This is a genomic window from Actinomyces sp. 565 (assembly GCF_010365615.1).
GTDB lineage: Bacteria > Actinomycetota > Actinomycetes > Actinomycetales > Actinomycetaceae > Actinomyces.
On the sequence record NZ_PIZD01000062.1, the window covers coordinates 14,575 to 33,718 of the forward strand.

Consider the following 19,144-nt stretch of genomic DNA (forward strand, 5'->3'; position numbering starts at 1 on the left):
CGCGACCAGGGAGTCGTCTGGTTGCGGCCGACCCGGACGTCCTCATCCCGGGTACGGGCCGGAACCACCATGACGGGGCAGGAGGCGTGCGATAGGACCGCCTGGCTGACCGAACCGAGCAGCAGGCCGGAGAAGCCGCCGCGGCCCCGGGACCCGACCACCACCAGGTCGACGGCGGTGGAGAACTCAGACATGAGTTCTGCGGCGTTTCCGTCCAGCGCGTGGCGCCGCACCACCACGTCGGGGTACCCCTCGGTGGCCTCGGCGATGGCCCGGTCCAAGCCGGAGCGCACATCGGTCAGCACCTGCTCGCGGTCCACGGCGGCGGGCAGCCAAGCAAGCGCCCCGGCGCCGGAGGCCATGGGTACGGCCGCAATCGCTGTCAGCTCAGCACCCCAGGCGTCAGCCTCGCGCACCGCCCACTTCAGGGCCTTGCGGGCCGAGTCCGAGCCGTCCACGCCAACGACGATGCGCCTGACCGGGGTGAAGGCGGAACCTTCCGTGTGCCGCGGCACGACCACCGCCGGGCAGTGGCTGTGCGCGGGCAGGGCGGAGGACACGGTCCCGAGCAGCCGGTCGGCGAAGCCGCCGCCCCCGCGGGTACCGACGACGGCGAGGGCTGCATCCGCGGACAAGTCGACCAGCACCCCGGCGGGGTCACCGGTTTCCAGTGAGCTGGTCACGGTCACGCCACGGCCCTGCGCGCGTGCCACCGCCTCGTTGACCACGGCCTCGGCACCGGCACGCACCGCCGAGTCGTCCAGGGCGGCATACCCCCCGTCAAGGGACGCCGTAGTGAAGGATGGGAGGGAGTAGGCGCACAGGATGTGAACGCGCCAGCCGTTGCAGCCGGCGCGGTCTACCGCCCAGTCGACCGCCTCCAGGGATTCGGGTGAGCCGTCAACTCCGACGAGGACGACCTTGTCTTCAGCCATGGGTTGTGCCCCTTTCTGCGAGCGCCTATTACTCGACCACACTCATTTTGCCCCGTAGGCGAGCGTGTTCCAAACCACGTTTTGAAAATAGCATGTGGGGGCGGCCGGCACGGTGACCGGCCGCCCCCACAAGGTGGAGCGAGTCAGCTGCTAGCTCAGCCCACGCGCACGTACTGCGGCGAACCGTAGACCGCGCGGTAGGACACGCCGGTGGCCGGCGTCCCCGCGTCAATCATCATGCCACCACCGGCGTAGATGCCGACGTGGCCGCCGTAGTAGACGATGTCACCCGGCTGCGCCTGCGCGGCGGACACGACCGTGCCGGAGGCGCCCTGCGCGTAAGAAGTGCGGGGCAGGGAGATGCCGACCTGGGAGTAGACGTACTGGACCAGGCCGGAGCAGTCGAATCCGCCGTTAGCCGGGGAGTTGGAGCCCCAGATGTAAGCCATGCCCGTGTACTGCATGGCGATGGAGACTACCGAGGAACCCGAGGGGTTCGCCGCGGCGGGGCTTGCGGTGGTCGTGGCCGCGGCCTCCGCCGTGGTGTCCGTGTCAGCGGCAGCCGCGTTAGCGGTCTCGACTACCGCATCCGCTTCAGCAGTGGCCTCCGGCTCCGGCTCTTCCTCGACCTCAACGACGGGGGCCTCGGCAGTCGGGGCGTCAACGGTCTCGACGTCGTTGGGCACGACGACGGAGGCGGCGACCTGCACGGACTCGTTGGTGGAGACCACGGTGCGCGCCTCAGCGGCGAGCGCCCCCACTCCCTGAGTCTCGAGCGAGCCGGCAGACTGTGCGGCCTCGTTGGTGTTTGCAGCGGAGGCGCCGGAGGCAATCATGCCCAGCGCGAGGCCTGAGGATGCAGCAACGGCGAAGCCGCGACGGGCAACCGGGGCCACAGAGGTCATCGGGGTCAGCGGGCGAGCAGCCTTGCGATGCCGAGCCGAGGTGCTTGTTGTCATGTAGTGGTTCTCCTCTGAGATGCCTACGAGGTGAGCTGTCGGGTTCGGACTGGAGACGCCCGGCCCGCGTCGCGCGGGCTTCACCCCAAGGCTCCGGCGGGGGCCGAAGCCGCGTTTGGTTCCCCCGTTCCTGCCATGTATGTGGGATATGACGACCGGAGGCAAGCGGCAGGATTGAGCCCCGTCCCCGGTGCTGCGGCCCTTTGAGCTCCGCAACGGTGGATACGTTACCCGAGGTCGCCGGTAGCCGTCACGGGGAGATCACACACATCGCCGTGACAAGTGGCACATGCTGCTTGCAGCGGCCAACCAGGCACGGCGAGGGTTCGCGTGCTCCAGCCTGGCCAGGCGCAGCTAGACCCACTCGGTTGCCGAGTCGAGCCACATGCAGAGCTCACGCATGAACGCAGACGCCCCGCTCCTGAGCTTAGGAGCGGGGCGGCGCCGGAGGTCGGCGCATACGTGAATACGCGAATGATGCAGCCGCCTCAGGCCCAGGGGAGGCCTCAGGGAGAGCAGCGAGTCAGCCCACGCGCAGGTAGGTGGCTCCCGAGTAGACGGCGTGGTAAGACACGCCTGTGGACGGGGAGGCGTCAACCATCATGCCGTCGCCCGCGTAGAGGGCCACGTGCCCGGACCACCACAGGATGTCGCCGGGCCGTGCCTCTGCCGCTGAGATCGGGGTGCCGACCGCGCGGATCTGGCCCGACTGGTGCGGGATGGAGATCCCGTACTGGCCGTAGACGTAGGACACCAGACCGGAGCAGTCGAAGGCGGACGGCCCTGACGCGCCCCAGACGTAGGGGGTTCCGACGTACTGCATGGCCAGCGCGACCATGCCCTGTCCGGAGGTTCCCTGCCCGGCCGGAGCGCTTGCGGCGGCCGCCTCATCGGCCTGCGTGGCCCCGGAGTCCGCGGTTGCGTCGGCGGAGGAGTCCGCCTCCTCGTCGGCTTCCTCCTCAACGACCGGAGCGGCGGCGGTAACGGCGTCGACCTCGGTTACGTCGGAGCCCCAGGCAGCATCAGAAGCTGTCGCAATCGCCGCGTTCGTGGTCACAACCTCGCGCGCATCACTAGCCAGTACGGCTACGCCGGCTTCCCCGAGGGCGCCGGCGGACTCACTGATGGCGTCGTCGTCTCCGGCGGCGTTCGCACCGGAGGCGATCATGGTCAGCGCCAGTCCGGAGCTTGCGGCAACGGCAAGTCCACGACGTGCAACCGGAGCAGCATCCGTCAATGGGGTCAGCGGGCGGGCAGCCTTGCGGTGACGGGCCTTGACGTTTGTAGTCAATTAATTCTCCTAGTGAGCCGCCGAGGTTAGCTGTCGGGTTCGGGCGGGAGAGGCCCGGCCCGCGTCGCGCGGGCTTCACCCCGAGGCCGCCACCGAGTGGCTGCGGCCGGAGAAGTGGTTCCCCCGGGCCTGCCGAGAATGATCGCTGGGAGGGGAGGGCTCGCACCGGCAGGCTTGGGCTCTGCGGGCCTCTCCACGGTCGGATTGCCGAACGCGGACTCCAAGGTAGTGGAGTTCCCGCGTCAATGGGCACTTCTCCCCGCCCTTGAGGCTGTGGAATCCCCCACGCGAGGAGAGCGCATGCGAGTACTTCGCCTGCGGTATCAGCGCTTCAGGAACAGGTGGCGGGTCAGGGAGCCCTGCAGCAGTGCCGAGGCCGACTCATCATCCTGACGAGCAACCCGAATGCCTCCGACTGTGGATGTCAGCCGCACCGGAGTGCCGGCGTGCAGATCGGCATCCTCGAACCGGGCGATCAGCTCCGCATCGGCCTGGACCGGCTCGCCCACACGCGTGATGACAGCGTCGGAGCGACCGTCACGAACCAGCCGCTCGGCGCTGATCTCGGCCGCCGCAGGCGAGGGAAGCGTGGGAACCCGCTCCGGAATCGGATTGCCGAAGGGGTCGGTCGAGATGTCATCGAGTATCGCCGCCAGCCGGTCCTCGACCTGCTCGCTCATTACGTGCTCCCACCGGCAAGCCTCGTCATGCACGAGCCTGCGGTCTACTCCGACCACATCCAGCAACAGCCTTTCAGCAAGGCGGTGTTTGCGAATAACCTCGGTGGCACGTCGTCGGCCCTCGTCTGTCAGTTGCAGGGAGCGGTCATCAGCGACCCAGATAAGCCCGCTACGCTCCATGCGGGCAACCGTCTGCGACACGGTTGGGCCGGAGTGCCCCAACCGCTCCACAATCCGCGCGCGCAGCGGAAGTACGCCATCTTCCTCAAGCTCGTACACGGACTTCAGGTACATCTCGGTGGTGTCGATCAGCTCACTCATCTGGTGTCTCCTCCGATGGTCGCTACCCAATGCCGCATGCCCCGGCAGCAGCCCGGCTGTGGGACGTGCACGCGTGTCCAAACAGGATATCGACGTCTCGCTGAGCCACCACCCACCGGGCGCCGCCCTAGGCGCGCGGGCACTGCGGACGACGCCGGGCGAGCCGTTTCACTCGCGCGAGTCCGGCGCGCCGTCGGCAGCCGCCTGCTCGCCCTCTCCTCCCCCGGCCAGGCCGGCGCGCTCGCGCGGGCCGACCGTGGTCAGGAAGGGGCGGGTGGAGGAGTAGGCGAAGTCGATGTGCCAGTGGCGCCGCGCCCAGACGCCGGCGGCCACGGATACGAGGATCGCGGCCACGCCACCGGCCAGAATCGAGATGCGCGGCCCCCACTGGTCCGACACCCACCCCATGATCGGAGCCCCGATCGGCGTGGTGCCGAGGAAGAACATCATGTAAATGCTCATCACCCGCCCCCGCATCGCGGGCTCCGTATTCAGCTGGACGGTCTGGTTCGCGCTGGTGAGCACCGTCAGCACGCACAGCCCCACAGGGATCGTGGAGGCCGCGAATAGCTCATAGCTGGGCGCAAGTGCCATCAGGATCGTGAAGACCCCCAGGAAGAAGGAGGCCACCACCAGGGTGCGCACCCGCGGTGACTTCCGGCGTGCCGCCCACAGCGCTCCCGCCAGGGAGCCGACCGCGAAGATTGAGGAGACGGTGCCGTAGGCATCGGACTCCATGTCAAAGGTGGAGCGCACCATGGCGGCCATGGTCACCTGGAAGTTGAGGGTGAACATGGAGACGATCGAAATTACCGTGATAATGACGATGATGTCCGTGCGGTGGCGGATATAGGCCAGTCCGGCCCGCAGCTGGCCCTTGGCGCGCTTGGCACGCGGTACGTCGTACAACTCGGACAGGCGCATGGTGGCCAGCGCCAGCGCCGGGAACAGGAAGGTCAGGGCGTTTACGAGGAACACCCAGCCCGGCCCGATCCAGGCGATCACCAGTCCGCTGGCCGCGGGGCCCAGTAACCGGGCGGCGTTGAAGGAGGCGGAATTCAGCCCGACGGCGTTGGCCAGGTTCTCCGCGGGCACCATACGGGCTACGAAGATCTGGCGCGCCGGCGCGTCATAGGCGGATCCGAGTCCGGTCGCGAAGGCAGCCAGGTACACGTGCCACAGCGCCGCGTGGCCGGCTAGGACGTCTACCGCCAGTGCCAGGGACACCGCCCCCATGGCGGACTGGGTCACCATCAGGAACTTGCGCTGGTCCACCCGGTCCGCAATCAACCCGGCATGGGCGCTGAACAACATGGCCGGCAGGAACTGGAGCGCCGTCGTAATGCCCGTGGCGGAGGCTGAGTCATCAGTCAGGATCCGCAGCACCAGCCAGTCCTGGGCCACCCGCTGCATCCACGTGCCGGTGTTGGCGACCAGCGCGGCGAAGAACCAGATCCGATAGTTGTGGAACTTAAGCGACTCAAAGGTGTTGCTCACGGTGGGGAGTTCACTCCGGTGGAATGTGTGACGACGGGCGCACCCGCTGGGATGCGCGCATTTTTGGAAGCGGTCAATTGTACGTCTGTACACCCCGCACAGACAGGGGGCGACGACGTGACCGTAGCCGCGTCGTCGCCCCCGCCCCATGCACGCCGGGTGCTCGTCCGGCGCCCGGCTACGGCGGTCAGCCCAAGCCCAGGATCGCCTTGATGGGCTCGAGCGTGAAGTAGATGACGAACAGCACCGAGGCAACCCACATCAGCGGGTGGATGTCCTTGACCCGGCCGCGGGCCAGCTGGACTACCAGGTAGGAGACGAAGCCCGCACCAATGCCGTTGGTGATGGAGTAGGAGAACGGCATCATGATGATGGTGATGAAGGCCGGCAGGGCGATCTCCGGGGTCTTCCAGTCGATATCCGTCACCTGGGTCATCATCAGGAAGCCGACGACCACCAGCGCCGGGGTGGCCGCCTCGTAAGGCACCATGGAGACGACCGGGGCGATGAACATGCTGGCCAGGAACAGCACCCCGGTGACGATGGAGGCCAGACCGGTGCGAGCGCCCTCACCGACGCCCGCGGCCGACTCGATGTAGGAGGTGTTGGAGGAGACGCCGCCGGCGCCGCCCGCGATCGCGCCCAGGGAGTCAACGACGAGGATCTCGCGGGTGTGCGGCGGGTTGCCGTTCTCATCCAGCAGGTCACCCTCGGCGCCGATGGCAACCATGGTGCCCATGGTGTCGAAGAAGTCGGCGAGCATGAGGGAGAAGACCAGCAGCACCACGGAGACGACGCCGACCTTCTCCACGCTGCCGAGCAGGCTGAACTGGCCGAGCGTGGCCAGGCTCGGCAACTCGACGGGGGCGCCCTCCAGGGCGGGGATGGACAGCGACCAGCCGGTCGGGTTGGTCTCCGCGTCGAATGCCCCCAGGTGCGCAAAGGCCTCGATAAGGGCTGCCAGGATGGTGGAGGCGACGATGCCGATGAGGATGGAGCCGCGCACCTTGCGCACGTGCAGCACCAGGATCAGGAACAGTCCGAACAGGAACACCAGCACCGGCCAGCCCTGCAGGGAGCCGCCCAGGCCGAGCTCCAGCGGGGTGCCGCCGGCGCGGACGACCTTGGCGTCCACCAGGCCGATCAGGGCGATGAACAGGCCGATGCCCACCGAGATGGCGGTCTTGATGTCCGCCGGGACGGCCTTGAACACCGCCTCGCGGAAGCCGGTAAGCACCAGTAGCAGGATGATGACTCCCTCAATCACCACCAGGCCCATGGCGTCGGCGTAGGTCATGCCGTTCATGCCGACCAGGGTGTAGGCGATCATCGCGTTGATACCCAGGCCGGCGGCCAGCGCCATGGGGTAGTTGGCCAGCAGGCCCATGAGGATCGTGATGATGCCTGCGATGAATGCGGTGCCGGCGGCAATCTGCTCGGGCGTGCCCAGCGGGGCGATCCCCTCGTGCGGTGTGGACAGCACCAGCGGGTTCAGCACCAGGATGTAGGCCATCGTGAAGAACGTGACGATGCCGCCACGCACTTCACGCGCCACCGTGGAGCCGCGCTCGGTTATGTGGAAGAAGCGGTCGATCGCGTTGCGGGAATCCGCCGCCCCGGCCGCTGCTGACGTTGTGGGAGCTGGGGTATGTGTGGTCACGTGGCGTGATTGTCCCAGACGCAGCCGCAACCTGGAAACTCCGGTCGCCTCTTGGGACACCGGACAGGGCCGCCCCGCAGGCCGGACCAGCCTCCGACGGGCGCCGGAGGGCTCAAGAACGCTTCGGCAGCGAGGCCTCAAGCGCAGCCAGGGCGTCGGCTGCGGCGTGTGGCTGGGCGGCGGCGTCGTGGTGGGAGTGCTGTTCGCGGGCCAGGTCGGCGACGGCGTCGCGAGCTGAAGCGGCGCGCTGCGAGGCCGCTGTGGCCTCCGGCTCCTCCGGCGACTGGGCCGGGGACGGGTCCGGGGCCGTCGACTCCGCCGCGGAGTCCCGCGCGGCAACCGACTCACGGGAGTCGCGTGCGGCCTTCGCGGTGGGCCGGGAGGAGGTGGCCTCCGGGGCCTCGGTCTGATCGGCTGCGGGCTGGTCCTGCGGTGCCGCCTCCTGGTCGCTGAGTTCGGCGCGGCTGCGCCCGCCGCGCAGGTCCGTGCCGTTGGTGCCCAGCGGCTCCATGGCGGCGTCGTCCAGGCGCGAGGGCGCGACGGGCCATTCCGGGCCCTGATCGGGCAGGTCGGTTTCCGAGTGGGCGCCGCAGCCGTGGTCCAGGGAGACGACGCGGCCGTCATCGGCGGCCCACTCGTTGGCGCACACGCCGAAGGTATTGCGCAGGCGCCCGGCCATCGGCAGCAGGAAGCCGCAGGTGGCACAGGTGGCGTGGGCCTTGCGCACGCCGTCGGCGTCGGGGCCGTGGTCGCCGTCGTACCAGCGCTGGGCGGCGCGGCGGTAGCCCTCGGCGGACAGCACGCGGGCGCGCCCCAGGTCGAGCTCGTCCAGGGCGACGGCGTCCCCCTCGTCACCGGTGGCCTCCCAGCCGGGCTCGAGCCGCTCATCGGTCTCGCGCCGGGGCAGCCGGTCGGAGCGGGAGGCATCCCCGGGCTGCAGCCGGTCCGCCCACGGCACCCAGGCGGGGGCGAGCAGGGCGTCCTCTCCGGGCAGCAGCTCCAGCTCACAGATGGTGGCGGTGCGTCCGCGGGGCGGGCGGGTCATGGTTACGGCCCAGCGCCAACCGCGGTAGCCGGCGAGGTTGCATTCGAACAGGTGGGTGATCAGCCGCTTGTCCAGCTGACGAGAGGCGGCGTACTGGCCGACGCTGACCGGTTCGGTGATCTCACCCAGGGCCGCCCGGGCCGCCTCGATCGCTGCCTTGGAGGTCAGGACCTTGTCCTTGGCGGCGGCTGCACGCTGCGCCGCCGTCGGCAGGGCGCCCGGGCGGGCGCTTGCCGCGGCCGCATCCGCAGGCGCTGTTGCTCCGCTCGCCGGGTTCTTCGACGTCTGAGTCGCTGCGTCAATCACGGTTCCAGTGTAGGCGGCAGGTCCAGCCCCGGCTGCCTCCGCCGGGTCCCGGCGCGGCAGACGCCGCGGAGGCAGGCTCTTCAGAGGATTTCGAGCGTGACGATCCGGTGGACGGCGACGGTCAGCTCGGTCTCCCGTACCAGGTCGGCCAGGCGCACCCGGCCGGGTTCTACGGCGAGCACCCGCACGGTGCGCTCCTGCTGGGTGCCGTCGGGACCGGCCAGGCGCAGCCGCACCCGCGCCCGCGAGGCCCGCGCCTGACGCAGCAGTGCCAACGCATGCACCGGGTCGGTGGCAGCCGCCGCGCCGCCATCCGAGGTGCGGCGCGCCTCCTCCCCCGCGCGCAGGCGGCCGACCAGGGCGGCCAGCTCACGGCGTCCGGGACGGCGGCGGCTGACTGCGTGCTCATTTCCCGGGCGCGCCGACGCCGGGGCGGGAGCCCGGCGGCCAACACCGGCACGCTCGGAGACCAACAGCCGACCCTGCCCATCCTCCAGCACCGGGGCCAGTCCGGTGGCACGCAGCTCGCGCAGCACCACCCCGGCGGGCGCCGCGGACACAATGACACCGGGCGCCACCTCATCCAATCCAAGGTGCTTGAGCGCGGCGTCGGCGACGATCCCCGCGGCCACGGCAGCATCAGCCACGCGCAGGACACTGGCGACCTCGCGCACGCGCACCGCGCCGTGACGGCGGGCGGCATCATCGATCAGGACCCGCAACGCGCTGGGCAGCGGGCTGGGGCTGAACCGGGACAACCTCTGGACCAGCTCTTCGGCAGACCAGCCGGCATCCAGGGCGCGACGCACTGACTCGGGGGTGAAGCGGACCGTCAGCGCACCGCCGCGCGACTCCACCACGCTGCTTCGTTCCAGGGCCTGGGCGAGGGCGCGGCTGGGACGGCCGGGGACGATCGCGGTCAGGTCAGACTGCACCAGGAGGATGCCAACGTCGGCGGGCAGGTCCGCAGCCAAAGCGTGCTCGAGTGCCGCCAGCACCTGCCCATTGGTCTCCGCCGGCGGTGCCGTCTCATCGGTGGGGGCCGCGTCAGCGGCGTCGGTGTCCCCCACCGCGGGAACCTGCGACGAGGAGGCGAGTACCCCTCCGGCGCGGCTGAGCGCTCCGCCGCCGGTCAGGCCGAGCAATTCCGCCTCGGCAAGCACGGCCGTAACGGCCCCGTCGGGGATTTGGCGGCGGGGACGGGCGAAGGTGAGCGCATCGCGCACCCACGGCGCGTCCACGGCGGTTCCCTCGGGCAGTGATGCGAGCAGCGTGAGGATGCGGCGCCGGAGCCTGCCCGCCCAGGCGGCCTCCACGTCGGTGCCCAGAACCGGCCTTAGGACGCCGTCGTCGGAGCGAGTACCGACCAGCCAGGGAGTGCGCGCCGAGGCGGCCCAGCCGACCGCGAGCGCGGCCCACTGCTCGGGCAGCTCTGCCTCCAGCCAGGCGGATGCCGTGCTTGCGGGTACCCAGGCGGCGCCGCCCTCGTCCAGGCCGAGCAAGTCCGCTGCTGCGGCGAGCTCGATGATGGTGGCGGCCGCGGTGCGGTCCAGCCCTAGGGCGGCGGCGGTGCGGTCGAGCGCGCGCACGCCCACGCCACCGGTGCGCAGTATCTGGCCGCCTTCGCGCCCCCACTCGGTCAGCAGCTCGCGCGTAAGCCGGACGACCTCCTCGGCGTGGCTGGTAGCCTCGGCAGCGATGGCCTCCGGGGCCAGCACATCCAAATCGTCACTGCCCGGGGCCACCAGCGGCGTGCGGACCAGGCGCCCCCCGCGCAGGGCTAGGCCAACTTCACGCGGCAGGATGAAGCGCGTGCGTCCGGCCGAGTCGGAACTGCGTTCCAGCCAGCCGCGCGCGACCAGCTCGGAGGCGCCGTCGGAACGGTGCCCGGCGCCGAGGGTGCCGACCGGCGGGCCCCAGGCCAGCGCCTTGAGCACGGCAATGCTCGGATCGTCCTGCGCCTGCTGCTCCAAGTCGGTCTGCGGGGGCGGAAGCTGATCGTCGGCGAGCGGGCCGCCGGCCCACGGCCCGAGCCCGAACGGGTACGGGCCGAATGCGTCCACGAGCCCAGGCACGGGGCCAGCCTGTATGACCAGGGCCAGTCGGGTCAGCACGGCCAGGCGGGCGGCGACGTCATTGGCGCTGAGCCACAGGGCGTGACCCAGGAGCACGGGATCGGTTGAGCTCAGGGCTACTGCCGCCTCGGCAACAGCCACGGTGACGGAGTCCAGGTCACGCAGAGCAGTCTCGACGCTGGGGCGGGCGCCGGCACGGGCAGCGAGGGCCGTAAACGATGACGAGGGCGGGGAGACCAGGTCGGGGCGGGCGGCAAGGAGGGCGGCGACGTCGCGGTCAGGCAGGGCCGTCAAGTGGGCGGCCAGCTGCTCGGCCGTGGTGCCGGGTACGGGCTCGGGCCTCCCGGCGCCCGGATGCTGCGTGCTCATCCGCTTTAATCTACCGCGGGCAGACCGCCGAATCGCTCGGGATCATGCTGTTCTTAGACAGTTTCGCCCGGAGCGGGCCGCAGGCGTCGCTCCGCTGCCGGTGAAGGCGTCTGCTGCGTCACGGCGACGGACGCCGCGCCCTTGCGATACTCCCGGCCATGCCAGACTCCCGCCGCTCCCCCGCCCTGCCCGACGGCCCCCTGATCGTCCAGAGCGACAAGACCGTCCTGCTGGAGGTCGCCCACCCCGACGCCGCCGACGCCCGCCGCGCCGTCGCGCCCTTCGCCGAGCTCGAGCGCGCCCCCGAGCACATTCACACCTACCGGATTACGCCGCTGGCCCTGTGGAATGCGCGCGCTGCCGGCCTGGACGCGGAGACGGTGGTCCACGTCCTCATCACCTACTCCCGGTTCCCGGTGCCGCATTCGCTGCTGACGGAGATCGCCGAGACCATGGGGCGCTACGGTCGGCTGCAGCTGGTGACCGACCCGGCACACGGGCTGGTGCTGCACGCCACGGACGCCCCCGTCCTGGCGGAGGTCATGCGCTCCAAGCGCACCAAGGGCCTGCTGGGGGCGCGGCTGGGCGACGCGGACGTGGTGGTGCACCCCTCCGAGCGCGGGCACCTCAAGCAGGAGCTGATCAAGCTGGGATGGCCCGCGGAGGACCTGGCCGGTTACGTCGATGGCGAGGCGCACCCGATCACGCTCAAGGACTCCGCGGAGGACGTGGCCGCGGGAGTCGAGGGCGCCTTCGCCCTGCGCCCCTACCAGGCCCAGGCGGTGGACGCCTTCTGGGCGGGAGGCTCCGGCGTCGTAGTGCTGCCGTGCGGGGCCGGCAAGACCCTGGTGGGGGCGGCCGCTATGGCCCGCTCCTCCACCACCACGCTGATCCTGGTGACCAACGCCGTCTCGGCGCGCCAGTGGAAGCAGGAGCTGCTGCGCTTCACCTCCCTGACCGAGGATGAGATCGGCGAGTACTCCGGCTCGCGCAAGGAGATCCGCCCGGTCACGATCGCCACCTACCAGGTGCTGACCACTAAGCGGAAGGGTGTCTACCCGCACCTGGACCTGCTGGACGCTCGCGACTGGGGGCTGATCGTCTACGACGAGGTGCACCTGCTGCCCGCCCCGATCTTCCGCATGACCGCGGACCTGCAGGCACGCCGCCGGCTGGGGCTGACGGCCACGCTGGTGCGGGAGGACGGACGCGAGGATGAGGTGTTCTCGCTGATCGGACCCAAGCGCTATGACGCTCCCTGGAAGGACCTGGAGCACCAGGGCTGGATCGCCCCGGCCGTGTGCACGGAGGTGCGACTCACCCTGGATTCCGGGGAGCGAATGACCTACGCCACCGCCGAGGCCGACGAGCGCTACCGGCTGGCCGCATCCACGCCGGCGAAGCTGCGAATTGTCGAGGGCCTGCTGGCCCGGCACCCCGGGGAGTCGGCGCTGGTGATCGGCCAGTACGTGGACCAACTGGAGGAGCTGGCCGAGCACCTGGGGGCGCCGCTGATTACCGGGTCGACCACGGTGCGCGAGCGCCAGCGCCTTTACGACGCCTTCCGCTCCGGGGAGGTGAGCACGCTAGTGGTCTCCAAGGTCGCCAACTTCTCCATCGACCTGCCCGGCGCCTCGGTGGCGGTGCAGGTGTCGGGCTCCTTCGGGTCGCGGCAGGAGGAGGCGCAGCGGCTGGGACGGATCGTGCGCCCCAAGGAAGATGGGCGGCAGGCGCACTTCTACACGGTGGTTGCCCGGGACACGGTGGACCAGGAATTCGCCGCGCACCGGCAGCGCTTCCTGGCCGAGCAGGGTTATGCCTACGAGGTCGTAGACGCCGAGGACCTGGAAGGGCTGCGTGACCTCAGGTAACCGTTACGGGGCTCCTCTGGTTTGTGGGTGTGGTGGGTGCTGGTTTGCCCGACGGTGTGAGGGCGTGTGCGGAACGGTCGGCTACGCCTCTTGGCAAACCGGTGACCGCCTCCTGCTGCCTGCCAGGAAGCGTGCCTGTTGTCCCGGACCCCAATTTGGACTCGGTTCAGGGGCACACTGCGCTAAAAGTGTCCATCTCTCGCCACTTTGAAGAATCGGCCGCGGGGAGCGCTACGAGCATGTGGCGCCAGAATGCGGAATACTCCGCTACGAGCGGGCGGCTGCCGGGACGTGTCGGGGGAAAGTGGCGAGAGATGGTCACTTTTGGGACCCTTGACGCGCGGGCGCGGGGCAGGTTGGCGCTGCGCGGCCTTCCGCAGGGGGCATCGTGGCACCCGCAGCCGATGGCAGGTCACCTGAAGGGCCGAGTGCATCTCAGTCAGGCTGCGTCGGCGCGTGGAAGAGCGTCCATAGCCAGGCGGCTGCCCAACCCCGAGCTCGTCCAGCAACTTTCACCCACATCTCACTAGGAGAAGAACATGACTACCCACCCGAATACAGTCGGCAGCACCATCGTGGCCGCCCAATACAAGCGCTTCGGCTCGGCCGAGGTACTGAGCGTCATCGACGGTCCTGCCCCCTCGGCGGGACCAGGCGAGCTCGTGATCAAGGTTGCCGCCATTAGCGTAAACCGGATCGACACCAGCGCCCGAGCCGGGCAGAGCAAGTTCATGACCGGTCGCCACCTGCCCCAGCCCACCGGGCTGGATTTCAGCGGCGAGGTGACTGAGGTTGGCCAGCAGGTCGCCGGCTTCTCCCCCGGGCAGCGGGTGTGGGGATTCCTAGGCACGGACCAACTCGGTAAGCACGGCACCGCCGCCACCCAGATCGCCGTATCCGCTGACCTGGCAGCTCCAGCTCCGGCCTCTCACGAGCTTACCGACCTGGCTGCGCTCCCCCTGGTGTCCGTGACGGCATGGCAGGCGCTGGAGGAGCTGAAAGTCAGGGAGGGCTCCCGCCTGCTGGTAGTGGGTGGGGCCGGTGGCGTAGGCAGCGCCGCGGTCCAGGTGGCCCGCGCGCGCGGAGCGATCGTGGACACCATCAGCTCGGCGCCCCACGAGGCGCTGCTTCAGCAGCTCGGCGCCGAGTCCCGGTTCGATCCCGACCCGGCCCAGTGGTCCGGGCTTACCGGCCACTACGACGCGGTCCTCGACACAACCGGCCAGAGCCTGTGGGCCCTGCGCCGTACGCTCGCACGCACGGGCCGGATGGTCACAACCTCACCCGCCGGCATCGCCGCGAGCGTCATCAGCAAGATCCTTCCCGGGCCGAGCATCGTGTTCCTGTCAGTCAAGCCCAGCCGGACGGCGCTGGACCAGGTAGCCGCGCTGGTCGATGCTGGCCTGCTGAACCCGGTGATCCGGGCCCGCTTCCCTCTGGGCGAGATCGCCCAGGCACACGCCCTGGTCGAGACCGGGCACGGAGAAGGCAAGGTCCTCGTCGACATCAGCTGACCGGCCGGCACCCGAGTACGCGCGTCACGGACTCGGCACGAGAACGACGAGAAGGCCGCGCCGTGAGCGTCAACCTGTCTTGCCGCAAACGACGTGGTCCCGGAAACTGCTAGCCAACATCAGCTCAGGCGTCAACATCGGCTCGAACATCCGAAGAGGCGCTGCGCAGGCGATGCGCGCGGACCTGACGCGCCAGCACGCGGGCGAGCGCCCGCCCAAACGCCTGCACCACAGGCTCGGCCCGCTCCGCGTCGGCGCGCACGCGCCGGCCGGCGGCCAGCGCCTCGGCAGGAAGATCAGCGTCGGAAAGGCGGCTCAGCTCCTCCACGTCGGCAACCGCGCCCAGCTTCCACGCGGTTGTGCGCGACTCCACGCGCTCCATTCGCTCGGGCGTGGATTCCGGGTGGTGCTGGAGCGCCAGCAGACGGCCGGCACGCCAGGCCTGCACCGGCGCGCCCGCGGAGGACGCCAGCAGCGTGGCCGTCTCGGGCAGGCTCACGACGCCGTCGTCGTGGGAGACGAGCACCGGCAGCCGGGTGCCGTCGTGGGTGGGGATGCCAGCGCGCACGGCGGCGCGCACGGATTCGTCGACGATCTCCGAGAACAGCGGGTCGGTGAGGGCGGTCGCGGTCAGCTCCAGCTCCACGACGCCGCGCTCGGTGCCATGCGGCGACGGAGCGGCGGTAGCACCGCCGATGGCCTCGGCGGCGATCTGGGCGCCCAGGCAGATAGCGACAGCTGGCACCCGTGTCTCTACGACGCCGTGCAACAGGTCGCGCAGCGGGGCGATCCAGGGGTGGTCGGCCTCGGCGTGGGCGCTCATGGGGCCGCCGAGCACCACCAGGCCGTCGCCCAACTCGTCCAGGTCCGGCAGCGGATCCCCGGCCTCGGGACGCACCATGCGCACAGTGAGGCCCTCCGCGGTCAGCCACTCGCGCAGGCGGCCGATGGGCGCCTGCGGCTCGGGTTCAATCACTGTAACGGTCACGCCGGTGGCGGAGGGAAGAACCCTCGCCGCGGTTGGAACGGCAGCTTTGGTCATGGGGACTATTGAAGCCGCGAGCGCAGCCTGCGCAAACCTGAGGCCTTACGTGCCTGCCGCTGGCCGCGCAGTCTCCTCCCGCCCAGAGGCGGTTGAGCTGCGCCCCGGGTCACCTGAACTGACGTGCCGGGGGCGAAACCGCTTGCCGTCATCCTCCTCGCCGGGGACGATGTTCCCGATGCGATCAAATGTAAGCCCGTTCACGGGCGCCACCGCTTCCGGCGGCTTTCGCGGGGCCCGCGGAGCTGCGCCGCGCTCAAGTGTGCCCGCTGCGCGCCGCACCATCCGAATCGTGCTAGGCGCCGCGCTGCTCGGCGGCATAGCCGCGACCGCAGCCGTCCCAACGGCGACCGCCGCACCGCAGGCCGGGCCCCACGCCTTCGCCGCTGCCTCCATCGGCCGCGCCGCTAGCACCGTCCGGGCCGAGGTCTCGACCCGCATCGCGGGCCATGTCACGGACGACGCCGGCATCCTCGACGACGACGCGGCGCAGCAGGCGGTCGACCAGTTGGCCGGGGACGGCATTGGCCTGTGGATCGTCACCATGAGCGATGAGTCCCAGACCGCCGAGCAGTACGCCGCCAAGGCCTGGGATGCCTCCGGGTTCGGCACCACCGACCTGCTGCTGGTGATCAATCTGCCCGCTGATGGCGCCAACAGCTTCGCCTTCGGCGGCTCGGCCGACGACTCGGTGTGGAGTGACTCCAAGCTCGAGTCCGTACGTGGCGACATCCGGCAGGCCCTGTCGAGCGGGGACTACGACGGCGCCGTGACTGCCATCGCCGATGCCGCCGGCTCCGGCTCGGGAGGTTCGGGCGCCGCGCTGGGGGCAGGCCTGGCCATCGCCGGGGCCGGCGCCGTGGGCGCCGTCGCCTACAGCCGCAGCCGCAAGCGGAAGAAGATAGCCGGCAACGCCGTCCAGCCCGCCGAGCCCCTGGAGCAGCTGCGCACCCGCGCCGGCTCCACCCTGGTGAGCACCGACGACGCCGTGCGCTCGGCCGCCGAGGAGCTGTCCTACGCGCAGGCCCAGTTCGGCCTGTCCGCCACCGACGCCTTCACCGCCGCCCTGGCCACCGCCCAGGAGCAGGTGGCACGGGCCTTCGAGCTGCGCGGCCAGCTGGACGACGCCCCCGGGGACGAGGCCCGCCAGCGGCAGCTGTGCCAGGAGATCCTGTCCCGCTGCGACGAGGCCACTGCCGCCATCCAGGCGCAGGAGGCGGCTTTCAAGGAGCGGCGCGGCATTGAGGAGAACCTGCCCCGCTCCATTGCGGAGACCGCCCAGCGGGCCGACGAGGCGGAGCAGGCCATCACCGCGGCCGACACGCTGCTGGTCACCCTGCACGCCAGTTACCCGGACAGTGCGCTCAGCTCCGTCTCCGAGGCGCCCGCGCGCGCCCGCAAGCTGGTTGATGCGGGCCGAACCGCGCTGGACCAGGCCCGCGCCAGCGTGGACTCCGGCAACCAGTCCACCGCCGTCGAGCAGGTGCGCATCGCCCAGGCCTCGATCGCCCAGGCGGGCGATCTGGCCGGGCAGGTGAGCGGTGTGCGCGAGCGGCTGGAGCGGGCCGACGCCGACCTGGAGGCGGCTATCGCCTCCATCTCCGCCGACCTGGTGGATGCTCGGCGGCTGGCGGGACAGGTGCCCGCGGCATCGCTGCAGCCGCTGGTGGCCGACGCCGAGGCGGCGGTAGCGCAGGGCCGTGCTGCCGCAAATCCCGACGGCGACCCGCTGGCTGCCCTGGACCACCTGGAACGCGCGGAGTCGGCACTTGACGCCGCCCTGGCACCGGCACGGGCGAAGGAGGAGAACGACTCGCGTGCCCGCGCCTCGCTGGTGTCGCGCCTGGGTCGACTCAACTCACAGATCTCCGCCGTGACCTCCTACATCACCAGCTACCGCGGCGCCGTCGGCTCTCCCGCGCGCACCGCCCTGGCCGAGGCCTCCCGGCACGCCGCCGCAGCCACCTCCATGCAGAACACCGACCCGGCGGCGGCGCTGGCCGAGGTCGCCTCCGGGGAGTCGCTGGTGGCGCAGGCGCAGGCCCTGGCAGAGGCGGACGTGCGCCGGTCCGGCTCCTGGGGCCCCGGCTCCGGTGGCTCATCCAGTCAGGGCGGCATCGACCTGGGGTCGCTGGTGCTCGGTGGCATCCTGCTGGGAGGCGGCCGCAACTATGGCGGCTGGGGCACGGGCCCGCGCCCGCCGCATCCGCCGCGCGGCGGCGGATTCAGTGGTGGATTCAGTGGTGGATTCAGTGGCCCGCGAGGAGGCTCTCCTGGCGGCCGCCGCGGAGGCGGCTTCGGCGGCGGAGGGGGTTCCTTCGGGGGCGGCCGTGGCGGCGGCTTCGGCGGTGGCGGCGGCCGCTTCTGAGCCGACCGCCCTACCCGCAAGCCGAACCGCCACGTTGAGCGCCATGGGCCGGGCCCTGACCGGATCGGTGATCCTCACGGTGAAACCCGTCATTGTGCAGGAACGCGGCGTCGTTTCCTGGAAGTATGACTCCGGTACTGTGCGGCCGACCCCAGCTCTTGAGCAGTCGCGGCCGCGCGGAGCGCGCTCATAGTCAGCACATACAGTCCGTGCGGATAATCGCACACCGACGCCTCGCCCACCGGGCGAGCATGACGAAGGGAAACACATGGCTGAGAAGCAGTCGATCCTGGGCCGCATCGCCCAGCTCACCCGCGCCAACATCAACGCCCTCATCGACCGCGCCGAGGATCCGGAGAAGATGCTCGACCAGCTGGTGCGCGACTACAAGGCGTCCATCGCCGAGGCGCGCGACGCCGTCGCCCAGACGATCGGCAACCTGCGGCTGGCGGAGAAGGACCACGACGCGGACCTGGCCGAGGCCAGGGACTGGGGCAACAAGGCGCTGGCCGCCTCCCGTAAGGCCGACGAGCTGCGCGCGGGCGGGGACGCCGCCGGGGCCGACAAGTGGGACTCGCTGGCGAAGATCGCGCTGACCAAGCAGATCACCGCCGAGAACGAGGCCAAGCAGGCCGAGCCGATGATCGCCTCCCAGCAGCAGGTCGTCGATCAGCTCAAGACCGGCCTGCAGCAGATGGAGGCCAAGCTCAGTGAGCTCCAGTCCAAGCGCGACCAGCTGGTCGCCCGGCAGAAGAACGCCGAGGCGCAGGTGAAGGTCCAGGGCGCGATCCGCTCGATCAACGTCATGGATCCCACCAGCGAGCTCGCCCGCTACGAGGACCAGGTGCGTCGCGTCGAGGCTCAGGCCGCCGGGCAGATGGAGATTGCCGGAGCCTCCCTGGAGGCCCAGTTCGCCGAGCTGGAGTCCGCCGACCAGCAGCTGGAGGCCGAGGCCCGGCTGGCTGCGCTGAAGGCCGGCAACAACACCGCGCTGCCCGGCGCTCCCGCCGCTGCGCAGATCACCGATGGGGATGTCGACGCCGCTTTCGAGGCGCTCAAGGCCGAAGGCGCTAAGGGCGGCGAGGGCGCGCAGGACGCCGAGACCGACGACGGTGCCTCCTCCTACTGAGCCCGTGCCGGGCAGGCCGTGCGACGGCCTCATACCGGCTCGCGCGTCGGCGCCCGTCCTCCCTCATAGGACGGGCGCCGAC

Annotated in this window: 13 protein-coding genes and 2 riboswitches; of the genes, 4 read left to right on the forward strand and 9 right to left on the reverse strand. The window is 70.5% G+C overall.

Features of this window, described 5'->3' with window-relative positions:
• The 8 genes from GZ997_RS09945 to GZ997_RS09980 all read right to left on the reverse strand — a co-directional run.
• Window positions 1–935 (reverse strand): universal stress protein (locus GZ997_RS09945; RefSeq protein ID WP_162679772.1); only part of this gene is annotated, 935 nt, incomplete at its 3' end.
• Between the two features lie 155 nt (window positions 936–1,090).
• A complete protein-coding gene (locus GZ997_RS09950) occupies window positions 1,091–1,894 on the reverse strand; it encodes a C40 family peptidase (RefSeq protein WP_161923550.1) in 804 nt (267 codons plus the stop codon).
• Between the two features lie 5 nt (window positions 1,895–1,899).
• Window positions 1,900–2,051: riboswitch (cyclic di-AMP (ydaO/yuaA leader) on the reverse strand.
• A gap of 366 nt (window positions 2,052–2,417) precedes the next feature.
• Complete coding sequence (locus tag GZ997_RS09955) at window positions 2,418–3,185, reverse strand: C40 family peptidase (RefSeq protein WP_162679773.1); 768 nt, start codon at window positions 3,183–3,185, stop codon at window positions 2,418–2,420.
• A gap of 1 nt (window position 3,186) precedes the next feature.
• Window positions 3,187–3,332: riboswitch (cyclic di-AMP (ydaO/yuaA leader) on the reverse strand.
• A 176-nt stretch (window positions 3,333–3,508) separates the two neighbouring features.
• The gene (locus tag GZ997_RS09960; RefSeq protein ID WP_162679774.1) at window positions 3,509–4,186 is read right to left on the reverse strand and encodes a metal-dependent transcriptional regulator; all 678 of its coding nucleotides are present in this window, start codon (window positions 4,184–4,186) and stop codon (window positions 3,509–3,511) included.
• A 168-nt stretch (window positions 4,187–4,354) separates the two neighbouring features.
• On the reverse strand, window positions 4,355–5,683 hold the full coding sequence (locus GZ997_RS09965) for an MFS transporter (RefSeq protein WP_343212320.1): 1,329 nt from the start codon (window positions 5,681–5,683) through the stop codon (window positions 4,355–4,357).
• Window positions 5,684–5,870: 187 nt separating this feature from the next.
• Window positions 5,871–7,343 carry an NCS2 family permease gene (locus GZ997_RS09970; protein WP_162679776.1) on the reverse strand — a complete coding sequence of 491 codons (1,473 nt, stop codon included), beginning with the start codon at window positions 7,341–7,343 and terminating at the stop codon, window positions 5,871–5,873.
• Between the two features lie 112 nt (window positions 7,344–7,455).
• Complete coding sequence (locus tag GZ997_RS09975; protein ID WP_343212321.1) at window positions 7,456–8,694, reverse strand: DUF3027 domain-containing protein; 1,239 nt, start codon at window positions 8,692–8,694, stop codon at window positions 7,456–7,458.
• Window positions 8,695–8,774: 80 nt separating this feature from the next.
• Window positions 8,775–11,138 carry a helicase-associated domain-containing protein gene (locus tag GZ997_RS09980; RefSeq protein ID WP_162679777.1) on the reverse strand — a complete coding sequence of 788 codons (2,364 nt, stop codon included), beginning with the start codon at window positions 11,136–11,138 and terminating at the stop codon, window positions 8,775–8,777.
• Between the two features lie 158 nt (window positions 11,139–11,296).
• On the opposite strand from GZ997_RS09980, the gene GZ997_RS09985 reads away from it, so the two are divergent.
• The gene (locus tag GZ997_RS09985; RefSeq protein WP_162679778.1) at window positions 11,297–13,009 is read left to right on the forward strand and encodes a DNA repair helicase XPB; all 1,713 of its coding nucleotides are present in this window, start codon (window positions 11,297–11,299) and stop codon (window positions 13,007–13,009) included.
• Between the two features lie 539 nt (window positions 13,010–13,548).
• Window positions 13,549–14,523: an NADP-dependent oxidoreductase gene (locus tag GZ997_RS09990; RefSeq protein WP_162679779.1), complete on the forward strand. Its 975-nt coding sequence runs from the start codon at window positions 13,549–13,551 to the stop codon at window positions 14,521–14,523.
• Between the two features lie 124 nt (window positions 14,524–14,647).
• On the opposite strand, the gene GZ997_RS09995 is transcribed toward GZ997_RS09990, so the two are convergent.
• A complete protein-coding gene (locus GZ997_RS09995; protein WP_162679780.1) occupies window positions 14,648–15,565 on the reverse strand; it encodes a type 1 glutamine amidotransferase in 918 nt (305 codons plus the stop codon).
• A 292-nt stretch (window positions 15,566–15,857) separates the two neighbouring features.
• Here GZ997_RS09995 and GZ997_RS12960 point away from each other — a divergent pair, with 292 nt between their 5' ends.
• Entirely contained in the window at window positions 15,858–17,933 is a 2,076-nt protein-coding gene (locus tag GZ997_RS12960; protein WP_343212322.1) for a TPM domain-containing protein, read from the forward strand.
• 268 nt (window positions 17,934–18,201) lie between these two features.
• Window positions 18,202–19,062 carry a PspA/IM30 family protein gene (locus GZ997_RS10005; protein WP_161923543.1) on the forward strand — a complete coding sequence of 287 codons (861 nt, stop codon included), beginning with the start codon at window positions 18,202–18,204 and terminating at the stop codon, window positions 19,060–19,062.
• Window positions 19,063–19,144 lie beyond the last annotated feature (82 nt).